The sequence below is a fragment of the Pseudomonas sp. Mb7 genome, assembly GCF_054790525.1.
Genome location: NZ_CP186501.1, coordinates 3,599,821 through 3,622,500, shown reverse-complemented (window position 1 = coordinate 3,622,500; position 22,680 = coordinate 3,599,821). Strand labels below are relative to the sequence as shown.

General features: G+C 58.4%; 18 protein-coding genes and 2 rRNA genes (1 of these 20 only partly in view). 9 read left to right on the top strand and 11 right to left on the bottom strand.

Features of this window, described 5'->3' with window-relative positions; all coding sequences use genetic code 11:
- From ACOYXH_RS16230 to mrdA, 3 genes are all read left to right on the top strand, one after another.
- Positions 1-1,492, top strand: a 23S ribosomal RNA gene (locus tag ACOYXH_RS16230) (it extends 1,402 nt beyond the left edge of the window).
- Positions 1,493-1,642: 150 nt separating this feature from the next.
- Positions 1,643-1,758, top strand: a 5S ribosomal RNA gene (rrf, locus tag ACOYXH_RS16225).
- 224 nt (positions 1,759-1,982) lie between these two features.
- The gene (gene mrdA, locus ACOYXH_RS16220) at positions 1,983-3,875 is read left to right on the top strand and encodes a penicillin-binding protein 2 (protein ID WP_034156458.1); all 1,893 of its coding nucleotides are present in this window, start codon (positions 1,983-1,985) and stop codon (positions 3,873-3,875) included.
- Positions 3,876-3,940: 65 nt separating this feature from the next.
- On the opposite strand, the gene ACOYXH_RS16215 is transcribed toward mrdA, so the two are convergent.
- The 7 genes from ACOYXH_RS16215 to ACOYXH_RS16185 form a co-directional block, all read right to left on the bottom strand.
- On the bottom strand, positions 3,941-4,612 hold the full coding sequence (locus tag ACOYXH_RS16215; protein ID WP_220556622.1) for a hypothetical protein: 672 nt from the start codon (positions 4,610-4,612) through the stop codon (positions 3,941-3,943).
- Positions 4,613-4,697: 85 nt separating this feature from the next.
- Positions 4,698-4,904, bottom strand: coding sequence for a helix-turn-helix domain-containing protein (locus ACOYXH_RS16210; protein ID WP_007910409.1), 207 nt, complete (start codon positions 4,902-4,904; stop codon positions 4,698-4,700).
- 9 nt (positions 4,905-4,913) lie between these two features.
- Complete coding sequence (locus tag ACOYXH_RS16205) at positions 4,914-5,519, bottom strand: hypothetical protein (RefSeq protein ID WP_095050453.1); 606 nt, start codon at positions 5,517-5,519, stop codon at positions 4,914-4,916.
- 306 nt (positions 5,520-5,825) lie between these two features.
- Complete coding sequence (locus ACOYXH_RS16200; RefSeq protein ID WP_256579960.1) at positions 5,826-6,056, bottom strand: nitroreductase family protein; 231 nt, start codon at positions 6,054-6,056, stop codon at positions 5,826-5,828.
- The gene (locus ACOYXH_RS16195; RefSeq protein ID WP_460409802.1) at positions 6,016-6,219 is read right to left on the bottom strand and encodes a nitroreductase family protein; all 204 of its coding nucleotides are present in this window, start codon (positions 6,217-6,219) and stop codon (positions 6,016-6,018) included. The genes ACOYXH_RS16200 and ACOYXH_RS16195 overlap by 41 nt, the downstream gene beginning before the upstream one ends.
- Positions 6,220-6,325: 106 nt before the next feature.
- Entirely contained in the window at positions 6,326-6,730 is a 405-nt protein-coding gene (locus ACOYXH_RS16190) for a lysozyme inhibitor LprI family protein (protein WP_093433626.1), read from the bottom strand.
- Positions 6,731-6,787: 57 nt separating this feature from the next.
- Complete coding sequence (locus ACOYXH_RS16185; RefSeq protein WP_220556621.1) at positions 6,788-7,708, bottom strand: ADP-ribosylglycohydrolase family protein; 921 nt, start codon at positions 7,706-7,708, stop codon at positions 6,788-6,790.
- Positions 7,709-7,904: 196 nt separating this feature from the next.
- Here ACOYXH_RS16185 and ACOYXH_RS16180 point away from each other — a divergent pair, with 196 nt between their 5' ends.
- Complete coding sequence (locus ACOYXH_RS16180; protein ID WP_093433632.1) at positions 7,905-8,393, top strand: SRPBCC family protein; 489 nt, start codon at positions 7,905-7,907, stop codon at positions 8,391-8,393.
- 443 nt (positions 8,394-8,836) lie between these two features.
- Here ACOYXH_RS16180 and acnA read toward each other — a convergent pair whose 3' ends face one another.
- Entirely contained in the window at positions 8,837-11,578 is a 2,742-nt protein-coding gene (acnA, locus tag ACOYXH_RS16175) for an aconitate hydratase AcnA (protein WP_449123570.1), read from the bottom strand.
- 222 nt (positions 11,579-11,800) lie between these two features.
- On the opposite strand from acnA, the gene rlmM reads away from it, so the two are divergent.
- Complete coding sequence (gene rlmM / locus ACOYXH_RS16170) at positions 11,801-12,874, top strand: 23S rRNA (cytidine(2498)-2'-O)-methyltransferase RlmM (protein WP_095050457.1); 1,074 nt, start codon at positions 11,801-11,803, stop codon at positions 12,872-12,874.
- Between the two features lie 165 nt (positions 12,875-13,039).
- Complete coding sequence (gene tusA / locus ACOYXH_RS16165; protein ID WP_095050458.1) at positions 13,040-13,288, top strand: sulfurtransferase TusA; 249 nt, start codon at positions 13,040-13,042, stop codon at positions 13,286-13,288.
- 48 nt (positions 13,289-13,336) lie between these two features.
- On the opposite strand, the gene ACOYXH_RS16160 is transcribed toward tusA, so the two are convergent.
- Positions 13,337-14,746, bottom strand: a complete 1,410-nt coding sequence (locus ACOYXH_RS16160) for an MATE family efflux transporter (RefSeq protein WP_038369407.1) — start codon at positions 14,744-14,746, stop codon at positions 13,337-13,339.
- 159 nt (positions 14,747-14,905) lie between these two features.
- On the opposite strand from ACOYXH_RS16160, the gene pdxB reads away from it, so the two are divergent.
- Positions 14,906-16,048: a 4-phosphoerythronate dehydrogenase PdxB gene (pdxB, locus tag ACOYXH_RS16155; RefSeq protein WP_095050459.1), complete on the top strand. Its 1,143-nt coding sequence runs from the start codon at positions 14,906-14,908 to the stop codon at positions 16,046-16,048.
- 169 nt (positions 16,049-16,217) lie between these two features.
- Here the strand turns inward: pdxB and ACOYXH_RS16150 are convergent, their stop codons facing one another.
- A complete protein-coding gene (locus ACOYXH_RS16150; RefSeq protein WP_220556620.1) occupies positions 16,218-16,397 on the bottom strand; it encodes a PA1571 family protein in 180 nt (59 codons plus the stop codon).
- A gap of 256 nt (positions 16,398-16,653) precedes the next feature.
- On the opposite strand from ACOYXH_RS16150, the gene ACOYXH_RS16145 reads away from it, so the two are divergent.
- A complete protein-coding gene (locus ACOYXH_RS16145) occupies positions 16,654-18,459 on the top strand; it encodes an ABC transporter transmembrane domain-containing protein (protein WP_095124317.1) in 1,806 nt (601 codons plus the stop codon).
- Positions 18,460-18,541: 82 nt separating this feature from the next.
- On the opposite strand, the gene ACOYXH_RS16140 is transcribed toward ACOYXH_RS16145, so the two are convergent.
- Positions 18,542-20,470 (bottom strand): transglycosylase SLT domain-containing protein, encoded by a 1,929-nt coding sequence (locus ACOYXH_RS16140; RefSeq protein WP_095050461.1) that lies wholly within the window; start codon positions 20,468-20,470, stop codon positions 18,542-18,544.
- Positions 20,471-20,684: 214 nt separating this feature from the next.
- Here ACOYXH_RS16140 and ACOYXH_RS16135 point away from each other — a divergent pair, with 214 nt between their 5' ends.
- Entirely contained in the window at positions 20,685-22,607 is a 1,923-nt protein-coding gene (locus ACOYXH_RS16135) for an ATP-binding cassette domain-containing protein (protein WP_095050462.1), read from the top strand.
- The last annotated feature ends 73 nt before the right edge of the window (positions 22,608-22,680 follow it).

Here is a 22,680-nt window from a genome sequence, read left to right as displayed (position 1 = left end):
ATTGCGATGGAGGGACGGAGAAGGCTAGGCCAGCTTGGCGTTGGTTGTCCAAGTTTAAGGTGGTAGGCTGAGATCTTAGGTAAATCCGGGATCTTAAGGCCGAGAGCTGATGACGAGTGTTCTTTTAGAACACGAAGTGGTTGATGCCATGCTTCCAAGAAAAGCTTCTAAGCTTCAGGTAACCAGGAACCGTACCCCAAACCGACACAGGTGGTTGGGTAGAGAATACCAAGGCGCTTGAGAGAACTCGGGTGAAGGAACTAGGCAAAATGGCACCGTAACTTCGGGAGAAGGTGCGCCGGTGAGGGTGAAGGACTTGCTCCGTAAGCTCATGCCGGTCGAAGATACCAGGCCGCTGCGACTGTTTATTAAAAACACAGCACTCTGCAAACACGAAAGTGGACGTATAGGGTGTGACGCCTGCCCGGTGCCGGAAGGTTAATTGATGGGGTTAGCTAACGCGAAGCTCTTGATCGAAGCCCCGGTAAACGGCGGCCGTAACTATAACGGTCCTAAGGTAGCGAAATTCCTTGTCGGGTAAGTTCCGACCTGCACGAATGGCGTAACGATGGCGGCGCTGTCTCCACCCGAGACTCAGTGAAATTGAAATCGCTGTGAAGATGCAGTGTATCCGCGGCTAGACGGAAAGACCCCGTGAACCTTTACTATAGCTTTGCACTGGACTTTGAATTTGCTTGTGTAGGATAGGTGGGAGGCTTTGAAGCGTGGACGCCAGTTCGCGTGGAGCCATCCTTGAAATACCACCCTGGCAACTTTGAGGTTCTAACTCAGGTCCGTTATCCGGATCGAGGACAGTGTATGGTGGGTAGTTTGACTGGGGCGGTCTCCTCCTAAAGAGTAACGGAGGAGTACGAAGGTGCGCTCAGACCGGTCGGAAATCGGTCGTAGAGTATAAAGGCAAAAGCGCGCTTGACTGCGAGACAGACACGTCGAGCAGGTACGAAAGTAGGTCTTAGTGATCCGGTGGTTCTGTATGGAAGGGCCATCGCTCAACGGATAAAAGGTACTCCGGGGATAACAGGCTGATACCGCCCAAGAGTTCATATCGACGGCGGTGTTTGGCACCTCGATGTCGGCTCATCACATCCTGGGGCTGAAGCCGGTCCCAAGGGTATGGCTGTTCGCCATTTAAAGTGGTACGCGAGCTGGGTTTAGAACGTCGTGAGACAGTTCGGTCCCTATCTGCCGTGGACGTTTGAGATTTGAGAGGGGCTGCTCCTAGTACGAGAGGACCGGAGTGGACGAACCTCTGGTGTTCCGGTTGTCACGCCAGTGGCATTGCCGGGTAGCTATGTTCGGGAAAGATAACCGCTGAAAGCATCTAAGCGGGAAACTTGCCTCAAGATGAGATCTCACTGGAACCTTGAGTTCCCTGAAGGGCCGTCGAAGACTACGACGTTGATAGGTTGGGTGTGTAAGCGCTGTGAGGCGTTGAGCTAACCAATACTAATTGCCCGTGAGGCTTGACCATATAACACCCAAGCAATTTGCGTCGAAAGACCAGATTGCGGTGTGTGAAGACGAAACGAACCGAAAGTTCGATGTTCACAAACACCGAAAGCTATCACATACCCAATTTGCTGAAGCGAGGCCACAAGGCCACGACTCAGTACCCGAATTTCTTGACGACCATAGAGCGTTGGAACCACCTGATCCCATCCCGAACTCAGCAGTGAAACGATGCATCGCCGATGGTAGTGTGGGGTTTCCCCATGTGAGAGTAGGTCATCGTCAAGATTAAATTCCGAAACCCCAATTGCGAAAGCAGTTGGGGTTTTGTTTTGCCCGCGGGAAAGTTTTCACAGGACAACGCTGTCCCAGCTGTCGCAAGAAATGGCCATTGGGGAAATTCCTTCTGAAATGACCGGGCAGTTTTTGGTATGGTGCAGCTCGTTTTTTTTAACGGACTGATGTCATGCCCACGGATCGGCACTCATTTATGTCAAAGAGTTGCTGTAGAAATGCCTGAACCCATCCCGATCAAAGACCACGAAAAAGAGACGCGCCTGGTCAACAAACGGTTGATCGCCTGCGCCTTGTTCGTTTTCGCCATCAGCTGCGCCCTTGTCGTGCGCCTGTACATCCTCCAGGTGGTGGAGTTCGATTACCATTCCACGATCTCCGAAAACAACCGCGTCCACGTATTGCCAATCCCGCCGACACGCGGCTTGATCTACGACCGCAACGGCGTCTTGCTCGCCGATAACCGCCCCAGTTTCAACCTGACCATCACCCGCGAGCGCGCCACCGACGTCAATCAAGAACTGGACGAGGTCATCAACCTCCTGCACTTGCCTGCAGAAGATCGTACAGTCTTCGATAAAGCCATGAAGCAGTCTCGTCACCCGTTTACGCCGGTGACGCTGTTCTATGAGCTGACGGAAGAGCAAATCGCTGTATTGGCCGTCAATGAGTTCCGCCTCCCGGGCCTCGATGTCGAACCCCAGTTCGTCCGGCATTACCCGCTCGGCGCGCATTTCGCCCACTCGATCGGCTACGTCGGGCGGATCAATGAAAAAGAGTCGAAGAGCCTCGACTCGGTCGAATATCGCGGTACGCAATCCATCGGCAAAACCGGCATCGAACGCTTCTACGAGGCGCAATTACACGGCCACGTCGGTTACGAAGAAGTGGAGACCAACGCTCAAGGTCGCGTACTCCGTGTGCTCAAACATACCGACCCGGTCCCGGGCCAGAACATCGTCCTGAGCCTCGATATCAAACTGCAGGAAGCCGCCGAAGCCGCTCTGGGTGATCGTCGTGGTTCAGTGGTAGCGCTCGATCCGTCGACGGGCGAGGTGTTGGCCATGGTTAGCAATCCGAGCTTCGATCCGAATTTATTCGTCACCGGTATCAGCTCCAAGGAGTACTCGGCACTGCGAGATTCGATCGACAGGCCGCTGTTCAACCGTGTGCTGCGCGGGCTCTACGCACCGGGTTCGACGATCAAGCCAGAAGTGGCAATCGCCGGCCTCGACGCCGGGGTCGTAACACCGCAGACGCGCGTCTTTGACCCCGGTTATTACCAACTCCCGGACTTCGATCACAAGTACCGCAACTGGAACCACAGTGGCGACGGCTGGGTGGACATGGACGCGGCGATCATGCGTTCCAATGACACCTATTTCTACGATCTTGCGCACAAGCTCGGCATCGATCGCCTGCACGATTACATGGCAATGTTCGGCTTGGGTGAGAAGGTCTCGCTGGACATGTTTGAAGAGTCGCCCGGCCTGATGCCATCGCAAGCGTGGAAGCGCGCGACCCGCCGTCAGGCCTGGTTCCCGGGCGAAACGGTTATCCTTGGCATCGGCCAGGGCTACATGCAGGTCACGCCGCTGCAACTGGCTCAGGCCACGGCATTGATCGCCAACAAAGGTGTATGGAACCGGCCGCACCTGGCCAAGACCGTCGACGGTGTCGCTCCTGTCGACGAACATCCGATGCCGAACATCCTGCTCAAGGATCCGCGAGACTGGGAGCAGGTCAATCACGGTATGCAGATGGTAATGCACGATGCGCGAGGTATCGCGCGTGCGGCCGCGGCCGGTGCGCAATATCGCATCGCTGGCAAGAGTGGTACCGCGCAAGTGGTGGCGATCAAGCAGGGCGAGCGCTACAACCGCGAGAAAACCCTGGAGCGCCATCGTGATAACGCCTTGTTCGTTGGCTTCGCGCCGGCCGAGCATCCGAAGATTGCGATTTCGGTGATGATTGAGAACGGCGAGGCCGGTGGTCGTGTTGCCGGCCCTGTGGTGCGGCAGATCATGGACGCCTGGCTGCTTGATCAGGACGGCCATCTCAAGCCGCAATACGCCGCGCCGACGAAAGCGCCGGGTGACCCGCACGTTTAACCTTCAACAGTTCACAGTAGCGGCTCATGCAAGCTGAGCCGCTACTGTGAACTGTCTTGCAAAGACTATTTGCAGCGGTAACCCTCGGGCATCGTGACGGTGTAGTTGCGCTGCACGCGATCCTCGAAGTTCAGGTTCTGCAAGCCTTGTTCCACCAGAAAGGCTTCAACCTTGGTGGATTGGCAGTCTTCGTTATAGGACGACGCGCGAAGCAGGTAGACCGGGCGCTTACTGACTTCGTCGCGGGCAGTGGCAACGAAGGTGCTGAGCGTGGTGTAACCGGTGCGCTCCGAGGTCCCTACCGGTCCATAGGTGGTGTTCGGTTTACTCGTACAGGTCAGTCGGTCGTCTTTTTTCTTTCTGGTCTTACACACCGTAGAGGTGCTGGTCGGCACTTGCCCATAGTCGGTGGCGGTATAGCGGTAAGTCACCTGTCGACTGCCAATATCGAGACTGACAGTCATTTTTATCGGCGCGTGGTTTTTCGGCAGACTGGCGTCGGTATAGACCTCCTGGAAACCCCTGTCTTTCAGCGCGTTAACCATGTCGCGAAGATAGTAGCGGGCATTAAGAGCGTTTTCGTCGCTGCCACTCGCAGACGTCACCAGCACAGTCGCCTTTCGGTCAAAATGATAGTCCGGATCGGGTGTCGCATTTAGCGCTACGTCCATTTGCGTGGCGCAGCCGCTGATCAACGCTGTCAGTAAAAACAGCGCGCAAAGTAAAAACCGGGTCATGACAAAGCCGCCTTACAAACTAAGGATTGAATAAGAGTTAAACGGTGTGGACTGGCGACAATTAACTTGCACGTCTGCGCAAGGCTCAGTCTTTCTGGTATTCCAGCAAATCGCCTGGCTGGCAATCCAGTGCTGCGCAGAGCTTGTCCAGGGTGGCCATCTTCACGCCCTTGACCTTGCCATTCTTCAGTAATGACAGATTGGCCTCGGTGATGCCCAGCAGGCTGGCCAACTCTTTCGAGCGAATTTTTTGCGTGGCCATGACAACGTCAAGGCGGACGATAATGGTCATTGTATTGTTCTATATGTATTGGCTTTGCTCATCGCTGAGTACTTTTGCATCGCGCATGATAATTGAAAACAAACAGAGCAATACGCCTTTGACAATCTCGTAGGCAGAAGTGGAAGACAGGCCGATCGAGAACTGAAAAATACGATCCCCTGGCGGTAGATCAATAGACAGGGCCAAACCTTGCAAAGTCTCTACCAGTGGGTAGGCGGCCGGAGAAATGATGCAAAGAATCCCCACTCGCCATAGCACCTTGATGTTGCGCTCGGTCCAGGTTTCGCCGCGGGACAAGCGCAGGAAAAACAACCCTGTCAGCCAGAGCACGTAGGTCGAAAGCAGGACGGGCAGGAAATCCAAAACGACAAGCAGCGCAGTGACCAGTGGCGAGAGCCATGTATCGGGGGCAAGCAGGGCGCCTTCGACAAACGGGTCAAGTAATTGCGGCGAGTTTTCGGCGAAGGCGTAGAGCAGAGCTGCGAGCATTTCATCCGTTTGGAAGAACCAGATCGACGCGTTGCCACCGACCTCGGTCACCCCTAAGACCCAGACAAGAATCGCAGCCAGTAATCCGACCCAATGCATGCGCTGCAGTGCCAATCCGTTGTTACGAGTACTCATGAAAAATCCTTGCGGTGTCATTGGGAATGACTAATTCTCGATGTAAAATTATCGAATGGCAATAATAAATTGTTCTTGTTTTGTGAAGGACGTTGTTAGCATCGGACGCAGAGGCCATAGAATGAACCTCAGTTCAATCGATTTGCGGGGATTTCAATGTCGATAGACTCTCGAGTTCGAAGCAAGTCGAGAGCAGGGAGAGGCGCGACCCACGCGGTGAACGCTGATATCGATGACGGGTTCAGCGAATGATTGGAGCGGGGGGCATGCGCCACAAGCATGCTTCAGTCCCCGCTCTAACCGGTCTTACTTGATCTCGGTAATGAAGTTTTCCCGCGAGCGGCGAACCTTTTTCAAGTTGACCAACCAGTCTCCCTCAGTGGCTCTATGCCCTAGCGGCAGAATCACTACACCGCGCAAGTTGCGGGCCGTGAGTCCGAGGATTTCATCGATGGCTGCCGGGTCGAAACCTTCCATCGGTGTCGCGTCGACTTCTTCAAATGCCGCAGCGATCAGAGCCGAGCCAAGACTCTGCATTGGTCACTACGAGCAATTCAAAGGGCCGCAGTCCACTTGATGTCGGCGTTAGCCGTACCACCTCCAGAATGCGCTCGATTTTTTCATCGAACACCGTCCGGGAAGGGGCGTACTTTTTCGTTGCATAGCGCCATTTCAGCAGGTCTGTCAGTGTGCTCGTCATCAAATTCCGTAAAGGTGAAAGATGTTCTCCGCCCCCCACATTTGAAATGCGTTCCAATGTGGGAGCGAGCCTGCTCGCGAAGGATCCTCAAAGCCGCCGCAAAAAATCAGGCCCCAGGCACCGGGCAGCTCATGTCACCTTCTTCACACTTCAAATACTGTTTCAGCGACTCAACCCGCAGCTTGGTCACCCCTGTCAGACAACTGCTGTAAACCCATGGATAAACGCTCCCGCCAGTAACTCCCGACGATGAAAACTTGCACTCGGCATCCCGAAACCCGAGCCACGCCCGCTGCGCGCTGACCAACAGCTTCTTGCCATCCGGGTTGTCCTTCAAGCGCCCGATGATCTGTTGATACACGGTGTTCAACTCTTTGTCCGCCGCTTTGAAGTCTTGCCCGGCGCACTGATTCATCGTCGCTTGATCGCTGGCATTTGCACAGTCCACGGCGGCGTGGGCGAGGGGAGTGAACAGAAAGGGCGTGAGAGCCAGAAGCAGGCGTGGGGACATGGTCAAGTCTCGCTGTATCGAAGATAAGTGCCGAGCAGTGTAGCGGCTGCTTCGCACTTATTCAGGCAGGCGCATTCGGGAGGCGTCGAGCAAACGGTCGGCGATGGCCGCAATCTCTTCACCATCGTGCAGCCTTTCCAGCCAATGTGCAGGAATGCCCCGCACGCCGTAATAGGCGCCGGCCAACTGACCGGTGATCGCAGCGGTGGTATCGGCGTCATCCCCCAGGTTGGCCGCTCGCAAAATGGCCGCTTCGAAGCTGTCCGTCTGGTGAAAGCACCACAGCGCCGCTTCCAGGGACTGCACGCTGTAGCCATTGCCTCTGATGTCCGTCTCGGACAGAACGAGGTATTCGCCATGCGCAATGGCGGCGACCTTGGATTGCGAGAAGCTGGCGAAAGGCAACTGACGCAGTTCTGCTTTGCTTGCGCCTTCAAGCGCTCTGGCAATCAACCCGGCCAACAATTGGCAGCATTCGATGGCTTCAGGTGCTGCGTGGGTGGTTCGCGAACTGTCGGCGGCAAAGCTCTGGATTTTCCGGGCATCGGGAAAGTAGAACAGCACCACCGGCACCAGACGCATCAGCGAACCGTTGCCGGCGCTGTACGGGTCGGTCGAGCCGGCGAAGGGATCAGCGGTTTGTTGATACTGCGCGAGCGCCTGGCTGACGGTCATGCCGACATCGAAACATTCACCGGTCGAACTGAGGTAACCCCATTGCCACCAGTTGAGGTAGCGCCCCATCTGATCGGCAGCGTTGAATCCATTCTTGTTCAGCAGGCTTTCTGCCAGACAGAGGGCCATGGAAGTGTCATCGGTCCACTGCCCTGGCTTGAGGTGGAACGGGCCACCGCCGACCATATCGGTCAATGGTGGGAATGATCCCCGTGGTTTGAACTCAACCGTAGTACCGACAGCGTCGCCGCACGCAAGACCGAGCAGGGCTCCGCGGTAACGTTCAGCGAGGGATGGCGGCATGATTCGTCCTTGTAGATTCAAATTCGCTGGAGAAGGTAACAGTTTCGTTGGGCGGAGGGTGCCTGGATCCATCACAGCAACGGTCAAAAAGTGCAGCTTGATGTGTCTTTGCTGATGAATGACTGCACCGCCTTGATACAACTTCACATTGGACATGTGGTCATACAGGCCTAGTGTTCAAAACAGGAGGTGACGTATGAAACCAGTACCCAATAGTTTCGAACGCAAAATCACGCTCAAGGCGCCGCGTTCGCATGTCTGGCGTGCATTGGTCGATGCCGAGGCGTTTGGCCAGTGGTTTGGGGTGGCGCTGGAGGGCAGGCGTTTTATTGCCGGTGAATGGACGCAAGGGCAGGTCACGTATCCGGGTTATGAACACGTGTTGTGGAACGTGCTGATCGAGCGGGTCGAGCCGCAGCAGTTGTTTTCGTTTCGCTGGCATCCGTATGCGGTCAATCCGAAGATCGACTATTCACAGGAGCCGACTACGCTGGTCAGGTTCGAGCTGGAAGACTTCGAGAGCGGTACGTTGCTGAAAGTGTCCGAATCCGGCTTCGCGCACATTCCTGACATTCGCCAGAAAGAGGCGTATTACATGGACAGCCGTGGCTGGGAGGAGCAGTTGAGCCGGCTCGAACAGTTTCTTGCCGAGAGCGCCAAGGCCCGCGAGCGTGACGGTGGCTGAGACCTTCGAGTCTTGCCTGAACTACAGCGACAGTCGGCCATGTGCACGGTGGTGCTGGAAACAGGCCTCAGGGCAGCTGAAAGTCGCTTAGATCGTGGCTTCCATGCTTTCTGCACGACACGGCTAAGGGTTTTCGGAAGGGTTGCTATGGCGAATGTCCTACACGCGCTGGTAGCTTTTACGACTATTGGCGATTGGATCCACCGCGTAATCTACACACATCAACTGAGACACAGGGAGTGTTTCAGGATCAAGGATGATCGACCATTTGCAAGGATCGCTGCCGACAGGGAGTCGATAATGGTCTTGGGAAAAACCCGCTTCGGCGGGTTTTTTTTCGCCTGTATGTAGGAGCTGCCGCAGGCTGCGATCTTTTGACTTTGGCTTTTAAAAGCAAGATCAAAAGATCGCAGCCTGCGGCAGCTCCTACTTTGGTTTGTGCGTTACGAGGCGATCAATTGGCGCAGGACGTAATGCAGAATCCCGCCCGACTTGAAGTACTCCACCTCATTCAACGTATCGATCCGGCACAACACCTCGATCTTCTCCTGGCGCCCGTCCTCACGGGTGATCAGCAGCGGCAGATTCATCCGCGGTGTCAGCTCGACGCCGGTCAGACCCTGGATTTCAAAGGTTTCCTTGCCGGTGAGATTGAGGCTCTTGCGGTTCTGATCAAGCTTGAACTGCAGCGGCAATACGCCCATGCCCACCAGATTGGAACGGTGAATTCGCTCGAAGCTTTCCGCGATCACCGCTTTGACTCCCAGCAGATTGGTGCCTTTGGCCGCCCAGTCACGGCTGGACCCGGTGCCATATTCTTGCCCGGCAACCACCACCAGCGGCGTTCCCGAAGCCTGATACTTCATCGCCGCGTCGTAGATCGCCAGTTTTTCGCCGGTCGGAATGTAGATCGTGTTGCCACCTTCTTCACCGCCGAGCATTTCGTTGCGAATACGGATGTTGGCGAAGGTGCCGCGCATCATCACTTCATGATTGCCACGCCGTGAACCGTAAGAATTGAAGTCCCGTGGCTCCACGCCTTTTTCGCGCAAATAACGCCCGGCCGGGCTGTCGGCCTTGATGTTGCCGGCGGGGGAGATATGGTCGGTGGTCACCGAATCACCCAGCAGGGCCAGCACCCGTGCACCTTTGACATCCTTGATTTCAGGCAACGGGCCGGAAATGTCGTCGAAAAATGGCGGATGCTGGATGTAAGTCGAATCGTCCTGCCACACATACGTCGCCGCCTGCGGCACTTCGATGGCTTGCCACTGTTCATCACCGGCGAACACTTCGGCGTATTCCTTGTGGAACATTGCCGTACTGACCTGATTGACCGCGTCGGCGATCTCTTTGCTGGTTGGCCAGATATCGCGCAGGTACACCGGATTGCCTTGCTGATCTTCGCCCAGCGGTTCGCTGCTGATGTCGCTGCGCACGCTGCCGGCCAGGGCGTAGGCGACCACGAGCGGCGGTGAGGCGAGCCAGTTGGTTTTCACCAATGGATGCACGCGGCCTTCGAAGTTGCGGTTGCCGGAGAGCACCGAAGCGACGGTGAGATCAGCTTTCTGGATGGCTTTCTCGATCGGTTCCGGCAGCGGCCCGGAGTTGCCGATGCAAGTGGTGCAGCCATAGCCGACCAGGGAAAAGCCGAGCTGATCGAGGTATTGCGTCAACCCCGCAGCCTTGTAGTAGTCGGTGACCACTTTCGAACCCGGTGCCAGCGAACTCTTCACCCAAGGTTTGCGGGTCAGGCCTTTCTCCACCGCTTTTTTCGCCAGCAGGCCGGCGGCCATCATCACGCTCGGGTTCGAGGTGTTGGTGCAGGACGTGATCGCGGCGATGACCACGGCGCCGTTTTTCAGGCGATAAGTGTGGCCTTCATATTCATATTCGGTTTCGCCGACCAGATCGGCATTGCCCACCGCGACGCCGCCACCGCCCTCACTTTCCAGACGTCCTTCTTCTTTACTGGTGGGTTTGAATTGCAGATCCATGAAGTCGCTGAACGCTTGTGCGACATTCGGTAGCGAAACGCGATCCTGCGGGCGTTTCGGCCCGGCGAGGCTGGCTTCGACGCTGCCCATGTCCAACGCCAGGCTGTCGGTGAACACCGGTTCCTGACCGGGTAGACGCCACAGGCCTTGAGCCTTGGTGTAGGCCTCGACCAGTTTCACCACTTCCGGTGGCCGGCCGGACAGGCGCAGGTATTCCAGCGTTACGTCGTCAACGGGGAAGAAGCCGCACGTCGCGCCATATTCCGGGGCCATGTTGGCGATGGTCGCGCGGTCGGCCAGCGGCAGGTCGGCGAGGCCGTCACCGTAGAACTCGACGAACTTGCCGACCACACCTTTCTTGCGCAGCATTTGCGTGACGGTCAGCACCAGGTCGGTAGCGGTGATGCCTTCCTTGAGCTTGCCGGTCAGTTTGAAACCGATCACTTCTGGAATCAGCATCGACACCGGTTGCCCGAGCATCGCCGCTTCCGCCTCAATCCCGCCGACGCCCCAGCCGAGCACGCCGAGACCATTGATCATGGTGGTGTGCGAGTCGGTGCCGACCAGCGTGTCGGGGAACGCGTAGGTGCGGCCGTCCTCATCCTTGGTCCACACCGTGCGGCCGAGGTATTCGAGGTTGACCTGGTGACAGATGCCGGTACCCGGCGGCACCACGCTGAAATTGTCGAAAGCGCTCTGGCCCCAACGCAGGAAGGCGTAACGTTCGCCATTGCGCTGCATTTCGATATCGACGTTCTGCTCGAACGCGCTGGCGGTGGCGAACTTGTCGACCATCACCGAGTGGTCGATCACCAGATCCACCGGCGACAACGGGTTGATTCGCTGCGGATCGCCACCGGCCTTGGCCATCGCCGCACGCATGGCGGCAAGGTCGACCACCGCGGGTACGCCCGTAAAGTCCTGCATCAATACCCGGGCAGGGCGGTACTGGATTTCGCGGTCGGAGCGGCGCTCCTTGAGCCAGGCGGCAAGCGCCTTGAGGTCGGCGCCGGTGACCGTTTTTTCATCTTCCCAGCGCAGCAGGTTTTCCAGCAGGACTTTCAGCGACATGGGCAGCTTGTCGAGGTCGCCCAAGCTTTTGGCGGCATCCGGCAAACTGAAATAGTGGTAGGTCTTGTCATCGATTTGCAGGGTTTTGAGCGTTTTCAGACTATCGAGGGACGGCATTACGATCACTCCTTTGAATCCGCACGGCTACGGATTGAGGGGACGAATAGAGCTTTAAACCTAGCCCTGTTTTAGGTAGCTGGCTAATAACTGGACTCTATGAGCGGAACCAAGGTTCCGACATCGGCTATCATGCGCCGGTTTTCGTGACAGGCTTTGCTTCAACGCAAGGCCTGAGCATCGCGCGGCGGCCGAATGATCGCCCGCTGCCCAGGAGTAAGAATGAACACCCTATTCATGCATTGCCGGCCAGGCTTCGAAGGCGAAGTCTGTTCGGAGATTTCCGACCTCGCCGCGCAACTCAACGTGGCCGGCTACGCCAAGGCCAAAGCGGCTACCGCCTGCGCCGAGTTTGTCTGCACCGAAGAAGACGGCGCCGAGCGCCTAATGCGCGGTCAGCGTTTCGCCGAATTGATCTTCCCACGCCAATGGGCGCGTGGGGTTTTCATCGATTTGCCTGAAACCGACCGCATCAGCGTGATCCTTGCGCACATGGCCGAATTCCCGGTGTGCGGCAGCCTGTGGCTGGAAGTCGTCGACACCAACGACGGCAAGGAACTGTCGAATTTCTGCAAGAAATTCGAAGGCCCGCTGCGCAAGGCGCTGACCGGCGCCGGCAAACTGGTGGATGACGCCAGCAAACCGCGTCTGCTGCTGACCTTCAAGAGCGGTCGTGAAGTGTTTCTCGGCATGGCCGATGCCGGCAATTCGGCGATGTGGCCGATGGGCATTCCGCGTCTGAAGTTCCCGCGTGAAGCACCGAGCCGTTCGACGCTGAAGCTGGAAGAGGCCTGGCACCACTTTATCCCGCGTGATCAGTGGGAAGATCGCCTGCACAGCGACATGACCGGCGTTGACCTCGGCGCCGCGCCGGGCGGCTGGACCTGGCAACTGGTCAATCGCGGCATGCTGGTGACCGCGATCGACAACGGCCCGATGGCTGAAAGTCTGATGGATACCGGACTGGTTCAGCATTTGATGGCAGACGGTTTCACCTTCAAGCCCAAGCAACCGGTGGACTGGATGGTCTGCGACATCGTCGAGAAGCCGGCGCGCAATGCCGCGATGCTGGAAGAGTGGATCGGCGAAGGGCATTGCCGCGAGGCGGTGGTCAACCTGAAGTTGCCGATGAAGCAGCGTTACGCCGAAGTGAAGCGCTTGCTCGAACGCATTGCCGATGGTTTCAAGGCACGCGGGATCAAGGTCGATATCGGCTGCAAACAGCTGTATCACGACCGCGAAGAAGTGACCTGCCATTTGCGCCGTCACGACACCAAGAAAGCCAAATCCCGCTGATACACCGCAAAACCCCTGTAGGAGCTGCCGCAGGCTGCGATCTTTTGATCTTAAAAAGCAAAGATCGCAGCCTTCGACAGCTCCTACATAGGGTGTGGCGTAACGCCATAGATGACCGAATACCCGGCAATGCGCGACAATGCCGGCCAGTTTCAGGAGTGAATCATGAGTGAAATGATCGATACCCCGGTCGATGGCACCCTCGACGCCACCGGTCTCAATTGCCCGGAGCCGGTGATGATGCTGCACCAGCACATCCGTGACCTGGTGCCCGGCGGCCTGCTCAAAGTGATCGCCACCGACCCGTCGACCAAACGCGATATCCCCAAGTTCTGCGTGTTTCTCGACCATGAACTGGTGAGCCAGCACGAAGACGCCGGTACATATCTGTACTGGATCCGCAAAAAGTCCTGATCAAAGGCAAAAAAAAGACCTGCATCTGCAGGTCTTTTTTATGGGCGATCAACCCGCCGAGCGACTGATCCGAATACGCTTGCGCGCACTGCGCGTCAGGCGAATCGACAGCATCAACGCCGCACAGCTCAAGCCCACGATCAAACCCTGCCACAAACCGCTCGGGCCGCGTGGTTCGCCGAGCCAGTCGGTCAGACCGAGGGCATAGCCCACCGGCAAACCAATGCCCCAATAGGCGAACAGGGTCAGGATCATGGTCACGCGCGTGTCCTGATAGCCACGCAGCGCGCCGGCGGCGGTGACCTGGATCGCGTCGGAAAACTGGAACAGTGCCGAGTACACGATCAGCATCGCCGCGATGTGAATCACTGTCGGGTCAGCGGTGTAGATCGCCGCAATCGGCTCGCGCAGCAACAGCATCATGCTCGCCGACAGGCAGGCGTACGCCAGCGCGGTGCCCATGCCGACACCAGCGGCAAAACGCGCTTCGCGTGGTTCTTCGCGGCCCAGTGCCTGACCGACGCGCACGGTCACCGCCATGCCCAGCGAATACGGAATCATGAACACCAGCGAACTGACGTTGAGGGCAATCTGGTGCCCGGCCACCACGGTGGCGCCAAGACTGCCGATCAGCAGGGCGATCACGGCAAAAATGCTCGACTCGGCAAACACGGCGATACCGATAGGCAGACCAATCGCCAGCAGACGCCTGATCACTGTCCATTGTGGCCAGTCGAAACGGCTGAATATTTCGCTCGAACGATAGGCCGGTGCCCAGCGCTCATAACCGGCCAGCCCCAGCGCCATCACCCACATCACGATGGCCGTGGCCCAACCGCAACCGACGCCGCCCATCGCCGGCACACCGAAATGGCCATAGATGAAGATGTAGTTCAGCGGAATGTTCAGCGCTAGACCGCACAGGCCCAGCACCATGGCAGGACGCGTACGGCCGATGCCGTCACTGGTGCAGCGCAGCACGTGATAGAACGCCACTGCCGGCAGACCACTGGCGATGCCGTGCAGGTATTGCATGCACGGGCCGATCAGCTCTGGATCGACTTTCATCAGGTGCAGTACCGGCTCGGCGGCCACCAGCATCGCGGTGGCGATCAGTCCGACCACCAGCGCCAGCCACAGCGCCTGACGCACGAGCGGGCCGATTTCGCTGTGGGTGCCAGCGCCGAAACGCTGGGCGACTTTCGGCGTGGTTGCCAGCAGAGTGCCGGTCATCAGCAGAAACACCGGCACCCAGATCGAGTTGCCCAGCGCCACCGCTGCCAGATCCTTTGGCCCGACGCGGCCAGCCATCACCGCGTCGACGAAGCCCATGGCCGTAGTCGCCAGTTGCGCGATGATGATCGGCAATGCCAGGGCGAGCAGGTTCTTGAACTCCAGGCGAATCCGCGCGGGGCGAGTGAGGGAGACGGCGACAGGTTGATCAGTTACAGAATTCACGGGAAAAACGTCCACAGCTGTTGATGCGCAAGGCGCCGCATTCTACGCCGCTGACGCCTTGGTCAGGAAAAATCCTCTGTTGCGGATTTGTAAGCGCAAAGCCCGCTGGCCCGGCGACCGATCTGCACCTAAACTGCCGATCCGCCTAAGGAGCCCGCCATGCTGATTGTTGCCGACGAAAATATCCCGCTGCTCGATGCCTTTTTTGCCGGTTTCGGCGAGATCCGCCGGGTGCCGGGCCGTTCCATCGACCGTGCGACGGTCGCGCAGGCCGACGTGTTACTCGTGCGCTCGGTGACCAACGTCAACCGCACGTTGCTTGAGGGCAGCAAGGTGCGCTTTGTCGGTACCTGCACGATCGGCACCGATCATCTGGATCTCGACTACTTCAATGAGGCCGGCATCACCTGGTCGAGTGCACCCGGCTGCAATGCCCGAGGCGTGGTCGATTATGTGCTGGGCAGTCTGATGACCCTCGCCGAAATCGAAGGTGTCGATCTCACTCAGCGGACTTATGGTGTCGTCGGCGCCGGTGAGGTGGGAGGGCGCCTGATCAAGGTTCTGAAAGAGTTGGGCTGGAATGTCAAAGTCTGCGATCCGCCGCGTCAGGCTGCCGAGGGCGGCGATTACGTGAGCCTTGAGCAAATCATTGAGCAGTGTGACGTAATCAGTCTGCACACACCGCTGACACGCAGCGGCGTTGGTGCGACTTGGCATCTGTTCGATCAGCAGCGTCTGCAGCAGCTCAAGCCCGGTGCATGGCTGATCAACGCGGCGCGTGGTCCGGTGGTGGATAACGCCGCGCTGCGCGAAGTGCTGCTGGAGCGTGAAGACCTGCAAGCCGTTCTTGATGTCTGGGAGGCCGAGCCTGAGGTTGATGTTGCATTGGCCGAACTTTGCGTACTGGCCACTCCGCACATTGCCGGTTACAGCCTTGATGGCAAACAGCGCGGAACGGCGCAGATCTATCAGGCTTACTGCCAATTCATCGGCCAGCCAGCGAGTATTCAACTCAGTGAGCTGCTACCGGCGCCGTGGTTGTCGCAAGTGACCTTGCATGGCGACAGCGATCCGGCCTGGGCGCTGGCGATGTTGTGTCGTGGCGTGTACGACCCGCGCCGCGATGATGCGGATTTTCGCCGCAGCCTCGTAGGTAATGTCGGCGAGCAGCGGGCGGCGTTCGATGTGTTGCGTAAACAGTATCCGGTGCGGCGCGAGATTGAAGGGCTGAAGGTGCGGATTGAAGGGGATTCGCCGGTGTTGGCGAAGATAGTCGCGGCACTGGGTGCGGTGACTGTCTAGAAACCGGGTCGGCCCCTTCGCGAGCAGGCTCGCTCCCATATGGATCTCGCACTCACTGACGATCTCCTGTGGGAGCGAGCCTGCTCGCGAAAGTCGCGCCAAATGTCCCCGGATCTGCAGGCAGAAAAAACCCGGCCAAAGGGGCCGGGTCAGGAAGACGGTGGCTATATCACTTTTGTTCGGCAGGCTTGACCAATCGCTTCTCCAGCTCGCTGCAGGCTTGCTGGATCATTTCTTCAGTGATCGGTACTTCACGCCCATCCTTATCCAGTATCGAGCAACCCAGAGATTGGCCGGGCTTGGTGCGGATCACTTCAATCTTGTCATCGCTGCTGTGTTGCAAGGACATGGCCTGTCTCCTCATCAGGTTGTATACCCAGATTAAAACCGCCACGTGACCAGGCTGTGACAGCGCCTTTCGATCCGTCATGAGCGGCCATTCCAGTCCAACAGAAATGACCGTTCGTCTCAACCTTGACGTTAGACCGATAGCAACTATGGCCTAGTCTTTGGGGGCATATTTAACCTGACTCATTGTGATTTACAGAGTTCCACCCCAAAGAAGGTTTACGCTAGCCCTTTCATCAACACGGATGTACACCTGAATGACCCCGAAGCTTTCTTCACGACACCGTCGCGCGCTGCGTCTGACCAGTCGATTCCTGGCCCCTTACCGCTGGCAGGTCATCGCTGCGCTGCTGGCGTTGATCGTTACGGCCGCCGTCACGTTGTCGATGGGGCAGGGGATCAAGCTGTTGGTCGACCGGGGCTTCATGACTCAGTCGCCGCATCAGCTCAACCAGAGCATCGGCATCTTCATGTTGATGGTGCTGGGTCTGGCGGTCGGTACGTTTGCCCGGTTCTACTGGGTGTCGTGGATCGGCGAGCGCTGCGTGGCCGACATCCGCCGGGAGGTGTTCAACCATCTGGTCTATCTCCATCCGGGCTTTTACGAGAACAACCGCAGTTCCGAGATCCAGTCGCGGCTGACTGCCGACACGACGCTGTTGCAATCGGTGATCGGCTCGTCGTTGTCGATGTTCCTGCGCAACCTGTTGATGGTCATCGGTGGCGTCATCCTGCTGTTCGTGACCAATGCGAAACTCACCAGCATTGTGGTGATTGCCTTGCCGTTCGTGGTTGCACCGATCCTGATATTCGGCCGGCGCGTGCGCAATCTGTCGCGGTTGAGCCAGGACCGGGTCGCCGATATCGGCAGCTATGTGTCGGAAACCCTCGGCCAGATCAAAACCGTGCAGGCCTACAACCACCAGGTTCAGGACGAGCGACGTTTTGCGACGACGGTCGAGGACGCATTCGACACCGCGCGCAAACGCATCTTTCAGCGCTCGTGGATGATCACCATGGTGATCGTGCTGGTGCTCGGCGCCGTGGCGGTGATGTTGTGGGTCGGAGGCATGGACGTAATCGCCGGGCGCATCACCGGGGGCGAACTGGCGGCGTTTGTCTTTTACAGCCTGATCGTCGGCAGTGCGATCGGCACGTTGAGTGAGGTGATCGGCGAACTGCAGCGCGCGGCCGGGGCCGCCGAACGTATCGCTGAACTGCTGGGTTCGGAAAACATCATCCAGCCGCCCGTTACCGGGCTGGTGACCTTGCCGGAGCGCGTGCGGGGTGAATTGCAATTGCAGGACGTGCGTTTTTCCTACCCTTCGCGTCCGGAAAGCTACGCCGTCAACGGTTTGAATCTGACCATTCGCGCTGGCGAGACACTAGCGCTGGTGGGGCCGTCCGGCGCTGGCAAGTCCACCGTGTACGACTTGCTGTTGCGTTTTTATGATCCGCTGGAAGGGCAGATCCTGATTGATGGCGTGCCTTTGACCAGCCTCGATCCGCTGGACCTGCGCCGTCACTTCGCCCTGGTATCACAATCGCCGGCGCTGTTTTTCGGCAGTGTTGAAGAGAATATTCGTTACGGCAATCCCGGGGCGACGCTGGAGCAGGTCAAGGACGCTGCGAAAATTGCTCATGCCCACGACTTCATCGAGAAAATGCCCAACGGTTACCAGACCCATCTCGGCGATGGTGGCCTCGGTCTTTCCGGTGGCCAGCGTCAGCGTCTGGCCATTGCCCGGGCGTTGCTGGTCGACGCACCGATCCTGCTGCTGGACGAAGCCACCAGCGCCCTTGATGCGCAGAGCGAACACCTGATTCAGGAAGCCCTGCCGAGCCTGATGCAAAACCGCACCACGCTGGTGATCGCGCATCGACTGGCCACGGTGAAAAACGCTGACCGGATTGCGGTAATGGATCAGGGCAAGCTTGTGGCCATTGGCACCCATCAGGAACTGATTGCCAGCAATCCGCTGTATGCGCGGTTGGCAGCGTTGCAGTTCAATGATGGCAAGAGCGCGTCAACGAATCCTGTCACCGATCCTGCCATTCACTAAATAGCCGCTCAGGTTGTGCCCATAAAAAATGCCCGTATCTCGCGATACGGGCATTTTTCGTTAGTTGGCGTCAGTCAGGTGATCACTGATCGTCGAAGTAGCGCTCATGCCAGTCCACCAGCGGCTGCGGCGAGTTGAGCTTCTGGCCGTAGATCACCGAGTACGACAGCACGTTCTGCACATACTGACGGGTTTCGTCGAACGGAATGCTTTCGACCCACACGTCGAAGCTCAGGTGATCGGCGCCGCGCAGCCATTGGCGCACGCGACCAGGACCTGCGTTGTAGGCGGCGGAGGCGAGGACGCGGTTGCCGTTGAACTGGCTGTGCACCTGGCTCAGATACGCGGCGCCGAGCTGGATGTTCTTGTCCGGGTCCAGCACTTGCTGCGGCGAGGCCAGCGGAATGCTGAATTTGCGCGCGGTTTCCTTGGCGGTGCCGGGCATCAATTGCATCAGGCCACTGGCCCCGACACCGGAGCGTGCGTCGTCCATGAACGCGCTTTCCTGGCGGGTAATGGCAAACACCCAGCTCGAATGCAGGCCACGTACCTTGGCTTCACGCACGAGCGTTTCGCGGTGGGCCATCGGGAAGCGGATATCCAGATCGTCCCAGTACTGCGCCTGACTGATGGTGCGGATCGCCGGGAAATACCATTTCAAGTCGTAAGCGAGTTTCGCCTGGGCAACCATTTCATCGCGATTGAAATGGCGGCTGACGTGATACCACTCGCGACGACCGTCGACGATTTGCCCACGGGCATGGAATTCCAGCGCGCGGCGTACCCCCGGCGTGTTGCGCACCTTGTTGATCAGCGCTTGGCTGAGGACCAATGGCTTGTTGTTCAGCGAGTACGGCGATTGCGAGCGGTCGGCGGCAAGGAAACCGTAGAAATCACGTTCGCGCGCAAGGTTTTTGTACAGCGTCTGTGCTTCCGGGTTTTGTGGCTGGGCCAGTTCCAGACTGCGTGCCTGCCAGTAGCGCCAGCGGTTGGTGGTGGCCAGATCCTGCGGCAGACGGCGGGTCAACTGATACGCGTCGTCCCAACGGGCCAGACGCAGGAGAAGGCGCAAGCGCCATTCCGAGACGGTGTTGTCGCGCAGCTCCGGGTCGTATTTGGTCATCACGTCCAGCGCGCGGCTGTCGAAACGACGGGCAAGGGTCAGGCCGATTTCCCGGGCAATCGCGACTTTTTCATCGCGGGAGAAATGCATGCTGCTGGCGTAACCGTCGAGCAACGCCATGGCCTTGTCCGGATCCTGACGGGCCAGTCGGCGCAAGCCGAGGCTGACCACGTCGGACATCGGTTCATCGGCCGGGGTAAAGCGCGAAGGCTGATTGAGCAACTCCGGTTTTTGCGCCACATCCACCAGCAAACGACCGCGCGGGGCGAGGGTGGTCAAGCCGTTGACCAGGCTGTTGGCCAATGGATAGTTGCGGGCCTGAGCGGCAAGTTTGGTGCGCTCCCAGCGTTTCTGTTCAGTGAGCTGGCCATCGGCTGCCCAGATGCCGAACAGCGCGTCACACGCGGCGGGTTGGGATTTGCCAGTCAGCCAGAGCTTTTCAGCATTGGCGTACCCCTCGGCCTTATGGTTGCTGCTGATCTGGTACTGCGCATTCAGGCAGTCCAGTTCAGTGAAGTTGAGTTTCGGGTCGTAATACTTGACGAAGGTGGCCCAGTCGCCACGGTCGGCGAGCCAGCGCAACCAGCGCAGTTTCATCCAGTTGGCCTGGGGCAGGTCACCGTGTTCGGCGAGGAACTTTTCGATTTCCGCGTTGCTCGCGGTTTTCAGCCGCGCGGTCAGTTCGTCGTAGGCCAGGTACGGTTCCAGCGGGTAATCGGCCAACGCCTGGCTGTAGCGAAAGTACGGGCCGGTATCACCCTTGGCCAGGGCGCGCTTGGCTTCATCGTAATACTGGCGTTGGGTGGACAGGTCCACCGCCTGGGCGGATTGAGCGGCAGCGGCGGTAAGTAGCAAACAGGACAAGACACTGAAAAGGCGACTGCGCATGAGACATCCGGGCAGAGAAATCATGACAAGTGCCGACCTCGGTCAGCACTGAATTGTCTGTAGCTTAGCCTTTTGCCAGCAAGCGGCGAAAGCTTTGCGGGCCTCGCAGCACAAGTTCGCAACAAATGTTGTGCAGAGTGCTTCGACAGACAAATTGCCGGCCTGCTGAAGCCCTAACTCAGGTAGAATGCGCGCCCGGTTTTTGGAGAAGCTCATGACCCTGCTCAAATTCAGCGATGTGTCCCTTGCGTTCGGCGCTATGCCGTTGTTGGACAAGGTGTCCTGGCAGATCGCCCGTGGTGAGCGGGTGTGCATCATCGGCCGCAACGGCACTGGCAAGTCCAGCATGATGAAACTGGTCAAGGGCGACCAGAAGCCCGATGAAGGCTCGGTGTGGCGTGCCCCCGGTCTGAAAATCGGCGAATTGCCGCAAGAATTGCCGGTGGCCGACGATCGGACGGTGTTCGACGTAGTCGCTGAAGGCCTTGATGGCGTGGGCGCGTTGCTCGCCGAATACCATCACCTTGCGCAGAACTGCGTCACTGAAGAAGACCTGAACAAGCTGATGCACGTTCAGCAAGACCTCGAAGCCCGTGATGGCTGGCGCTTGCAGACTCTGGTCGAGAGCACTTTGAGCCGTCTGCAACTGCCGGCCGACAAGACCCTCGCCCAGTTATCCGGCGGCTGGCGTCGTCGCGTGCTGCTGGCGCAGGCGCTGGTGTCCGAGCCGGATCTGCTGCTGCTCGACGAACCGACCAACCACCTGGACATCGGTGCGATTGCCTGGCTCGAAGAAGCCCTGAAAGATTTCCAGGGCGCCGTGCTGTTTATCACGCACGACCGTTCCTTCCTGCAAAACCTCGCCACGCGCATCCTCGAACTGGATCGCGGCGGCCTGATCGACTGGAACGGCGACTACGCCAGTTTCCTTGTGCACAAAGAAGCCGCGCTGGCCGCCGAAGAAACCGCCAACGCGCTGTTCGACAAGAAACTGGCCCAGGAAGAAGTCTGGATCCGCCAGGGCATCAAGGCTCGCCGCACCCGCAACGAGGGCCGCGTCCGCGCCCTGAAAGCTTTGCGCGTGGAGCGTAGCGAGCGTCGTGAGCGCACCGGCAAGGCCAACATTCAGCTGGACACTGCCGACAAGTCCGGCAAGCAGGTGATGGTCCTCGAGAACGTGAGTTTCGCTCACCCGGGCGGCCCGTTCCTGATCAAGGATTTCTCGATGGTGCTGACACGCGGCGACCGTATCGGTCTGCTCGGCGCCAACGGTACCGGCAAGACCACCCTGCTGAAACTCATGCTTAGCGGTCTGCAACCGACCAGCGGCAAAGTGGAAGAGGGCACGCGGATCGACGTGGCCTACTTCGACCAGTTGCGTCATCAACTGGATCTGGAAAAAACCGTGATCGACAACGTCGCCGAAGGTCGCGACTTCATCGATATCGACGGCCAGAGCCGTCACGTGCTGAGCTACCTCGGCGATTTCCTGTTCAGCCCACAGCGTGCCCGCACGCCGGTCAAGGCGCTGTCGGGTGGTGAGCGTGCGCGTCTGTTGCTGGCCAAGTTGTTCAGCAAGCCGGCGAACCTGCTGGTTCTCGACGAACCGACCAACGACCTCGACGTGGAAACCCTCGAACTGCTCGAAGAGGTGCTGCTGACCTTCAACGGCACCGTGCTGATGGTCAGCCACGACCGTGCATTCCTCGACAACGTGGTCACCAGCACCCTGGTCTTCGAAGGCGAAGGCAAGGTGCGTGAATACGTCGGTGGCTATCAGGACTGGATTCGTCAGGGCGGCTCGCCGCGGCTGTTGGGCGTGACTGAAAGCAAATCGGGCAAGGCTGACCTGAATTCGGCGGTAGTCACCGCTGAGCCTGCTGTGGTTGCTGCGCCTGCCGCTGCTGCCCCGGTTGCCAAGAAAAAGCTGAGCTACAAGCTGCAGCGCGAGCTGGAAGCGTTGCCGGGCGATATCGACGCCAAGGAACAGCAGATCGCCGCAGTGGAGGCCGAGATGGCTGAAGGCGGTTTCTATCAGCGTCCACCGGCTGAAACAGCCAAGGTGATTGCCTCGCTGGAGCAGTTGCAGGCTGAACTGGACGCGTTGATGGAGCGTTGGGCCGAGCTGGATGCCTGATTGATCCGGATGTGAAAAAGCCCGGCGTTCAGTGATGAACGCCGGGCTTTTCATATGCGGGTGGAGACCCAAT

What these genes read in the sequence shown, in the direction of transcription:
- mrdA (WP_034156458.1), top strand. Translation starts at nt 1,983, where the DNA reads ATGCCTGAACCCATCCCGATCAAAGACCACGAAAAAGAGACGCGCCTG.
- ACOYXH_RS16215 (WP_220556622.1), bottom strand. Translation starts at nt 4,612, where the DNA reads ATGACCCGGTTTTTACTTTGCGCGCTGTTTTTACTGACAGCGTTGATC.
- ACOYXH_RS16210 (WP_007910409.1), bottom strand. Translation starts at nt 4,904, where the DNA reads ATGACCATTATCGTCCGCCTTGACGTTGTCATGGCCACGCAAAAAATT.
- ACOYXH_RS16205 (WP_095050453.1), bottom strand. Translation starts at nt 5,519, where the DNA reads ATGAGTACTCGTAACAACGGATTGGCACTGCAGCGCATGCATTGGGTC.
- ACOYXH_RS16200 (WP_256579960.1), bottom strand. Translation starts at nt 6,056, where the DNA reads ATGCAGAGTCTTGGCTCGGCTCTGATCGCTGCGGCATTTGAAGAAGTC.
- ACOYXH_RS16195 (WP_460409802.1), bottom strand. Translation starts at nt 6,219, where the DNA reads ATGACGAGCACACTGACAGACCTGCTGAAATGGCGCTATGCAACGAAA.
- ACOYXH_RS16190 (WP_093433626.1), bottom strand. Translation starts at nt 6,730, where the DNA reads ATGTCCCCACGCCTGCTTCTGGCTCTCACGCCCTTTCTGTTCACTCCC.
- ACOYXH_RS16185 (WP_220556621.1), bottom strand. Translation starts at nt 7,708, where the DNA reads ATGCCGCCATCCCTCGCTGAACGTTACCGCGGAGCCCTGCTCGGTCTT.
- ACOYXH_RS16180 (WP_093433632.1), top strand. Translation starts at nt 7,905, where the DNA reads ATGAAACCAGTACCCAATAGTTTCGAACGCAAAATCACGCTCAAGGCG.
- acnA (WP_449123570.1), bottom strand. Translation starts at nt 11,578, where the DNA reads ATGCCGTCCCTCGATAGTCTGAAAACGCTCAAAACCCTGCAAATCGAT.
- rlmM (WP_095050457.1), top strand. Translation starts at nt 11,801, where the DNA reads ATGAACACCCTATTCATGCATTGCCGGCCAGGCTTCGAAGGCGAAGTC.
- tusA (WP_095050458.1), top strand. Translation starts at nt 13,040, where the DNA reads ATGAGTGAAATGATCGATACCCCGGTCGATGGCACCCTCGACGCCACC.
- pdxB (WP_095050459.1), top strand. Translation starts at nt 14,906, where the DNA reads ATGCTGATTGTTGCCGACGAAAATATCCCGCTGCTCGATGCCTTTTTT.
- ACOYXH_RS16150 (WP_220556620.1), bottom strand. Translation starts at nt 16,397, where the DNA reads ATGTCCTTGCAACACAGCAGCGATGACAAGATTGAAGTGATCCGCACC.
- ACOYXH_RS16145 (WP_095124317.1), top strand. Translation starts at nt 16,654, where the DNA reads ATGACCCCGAAGCTTTCTTCACGACACCGTCGCGCGCTGCGTCTGACC.
- ACOYXH_RS16140 (WP_095050461.1), bottom strand. Translation starts at nt 20,470, where the DNA reads ATGCGCAGTCGCCTTTTCAGTGTCTTGTCCTGTTTGCTACTTACCGCC.
- ACOYXH_RS16135 (WP_095050462.1), top strand. Translation starts at nt 20,685, where the DNA reads ATGACCCTGCTCAAATTCAGCGATGTGTCCCTTGCGTTCGGCGCTATG.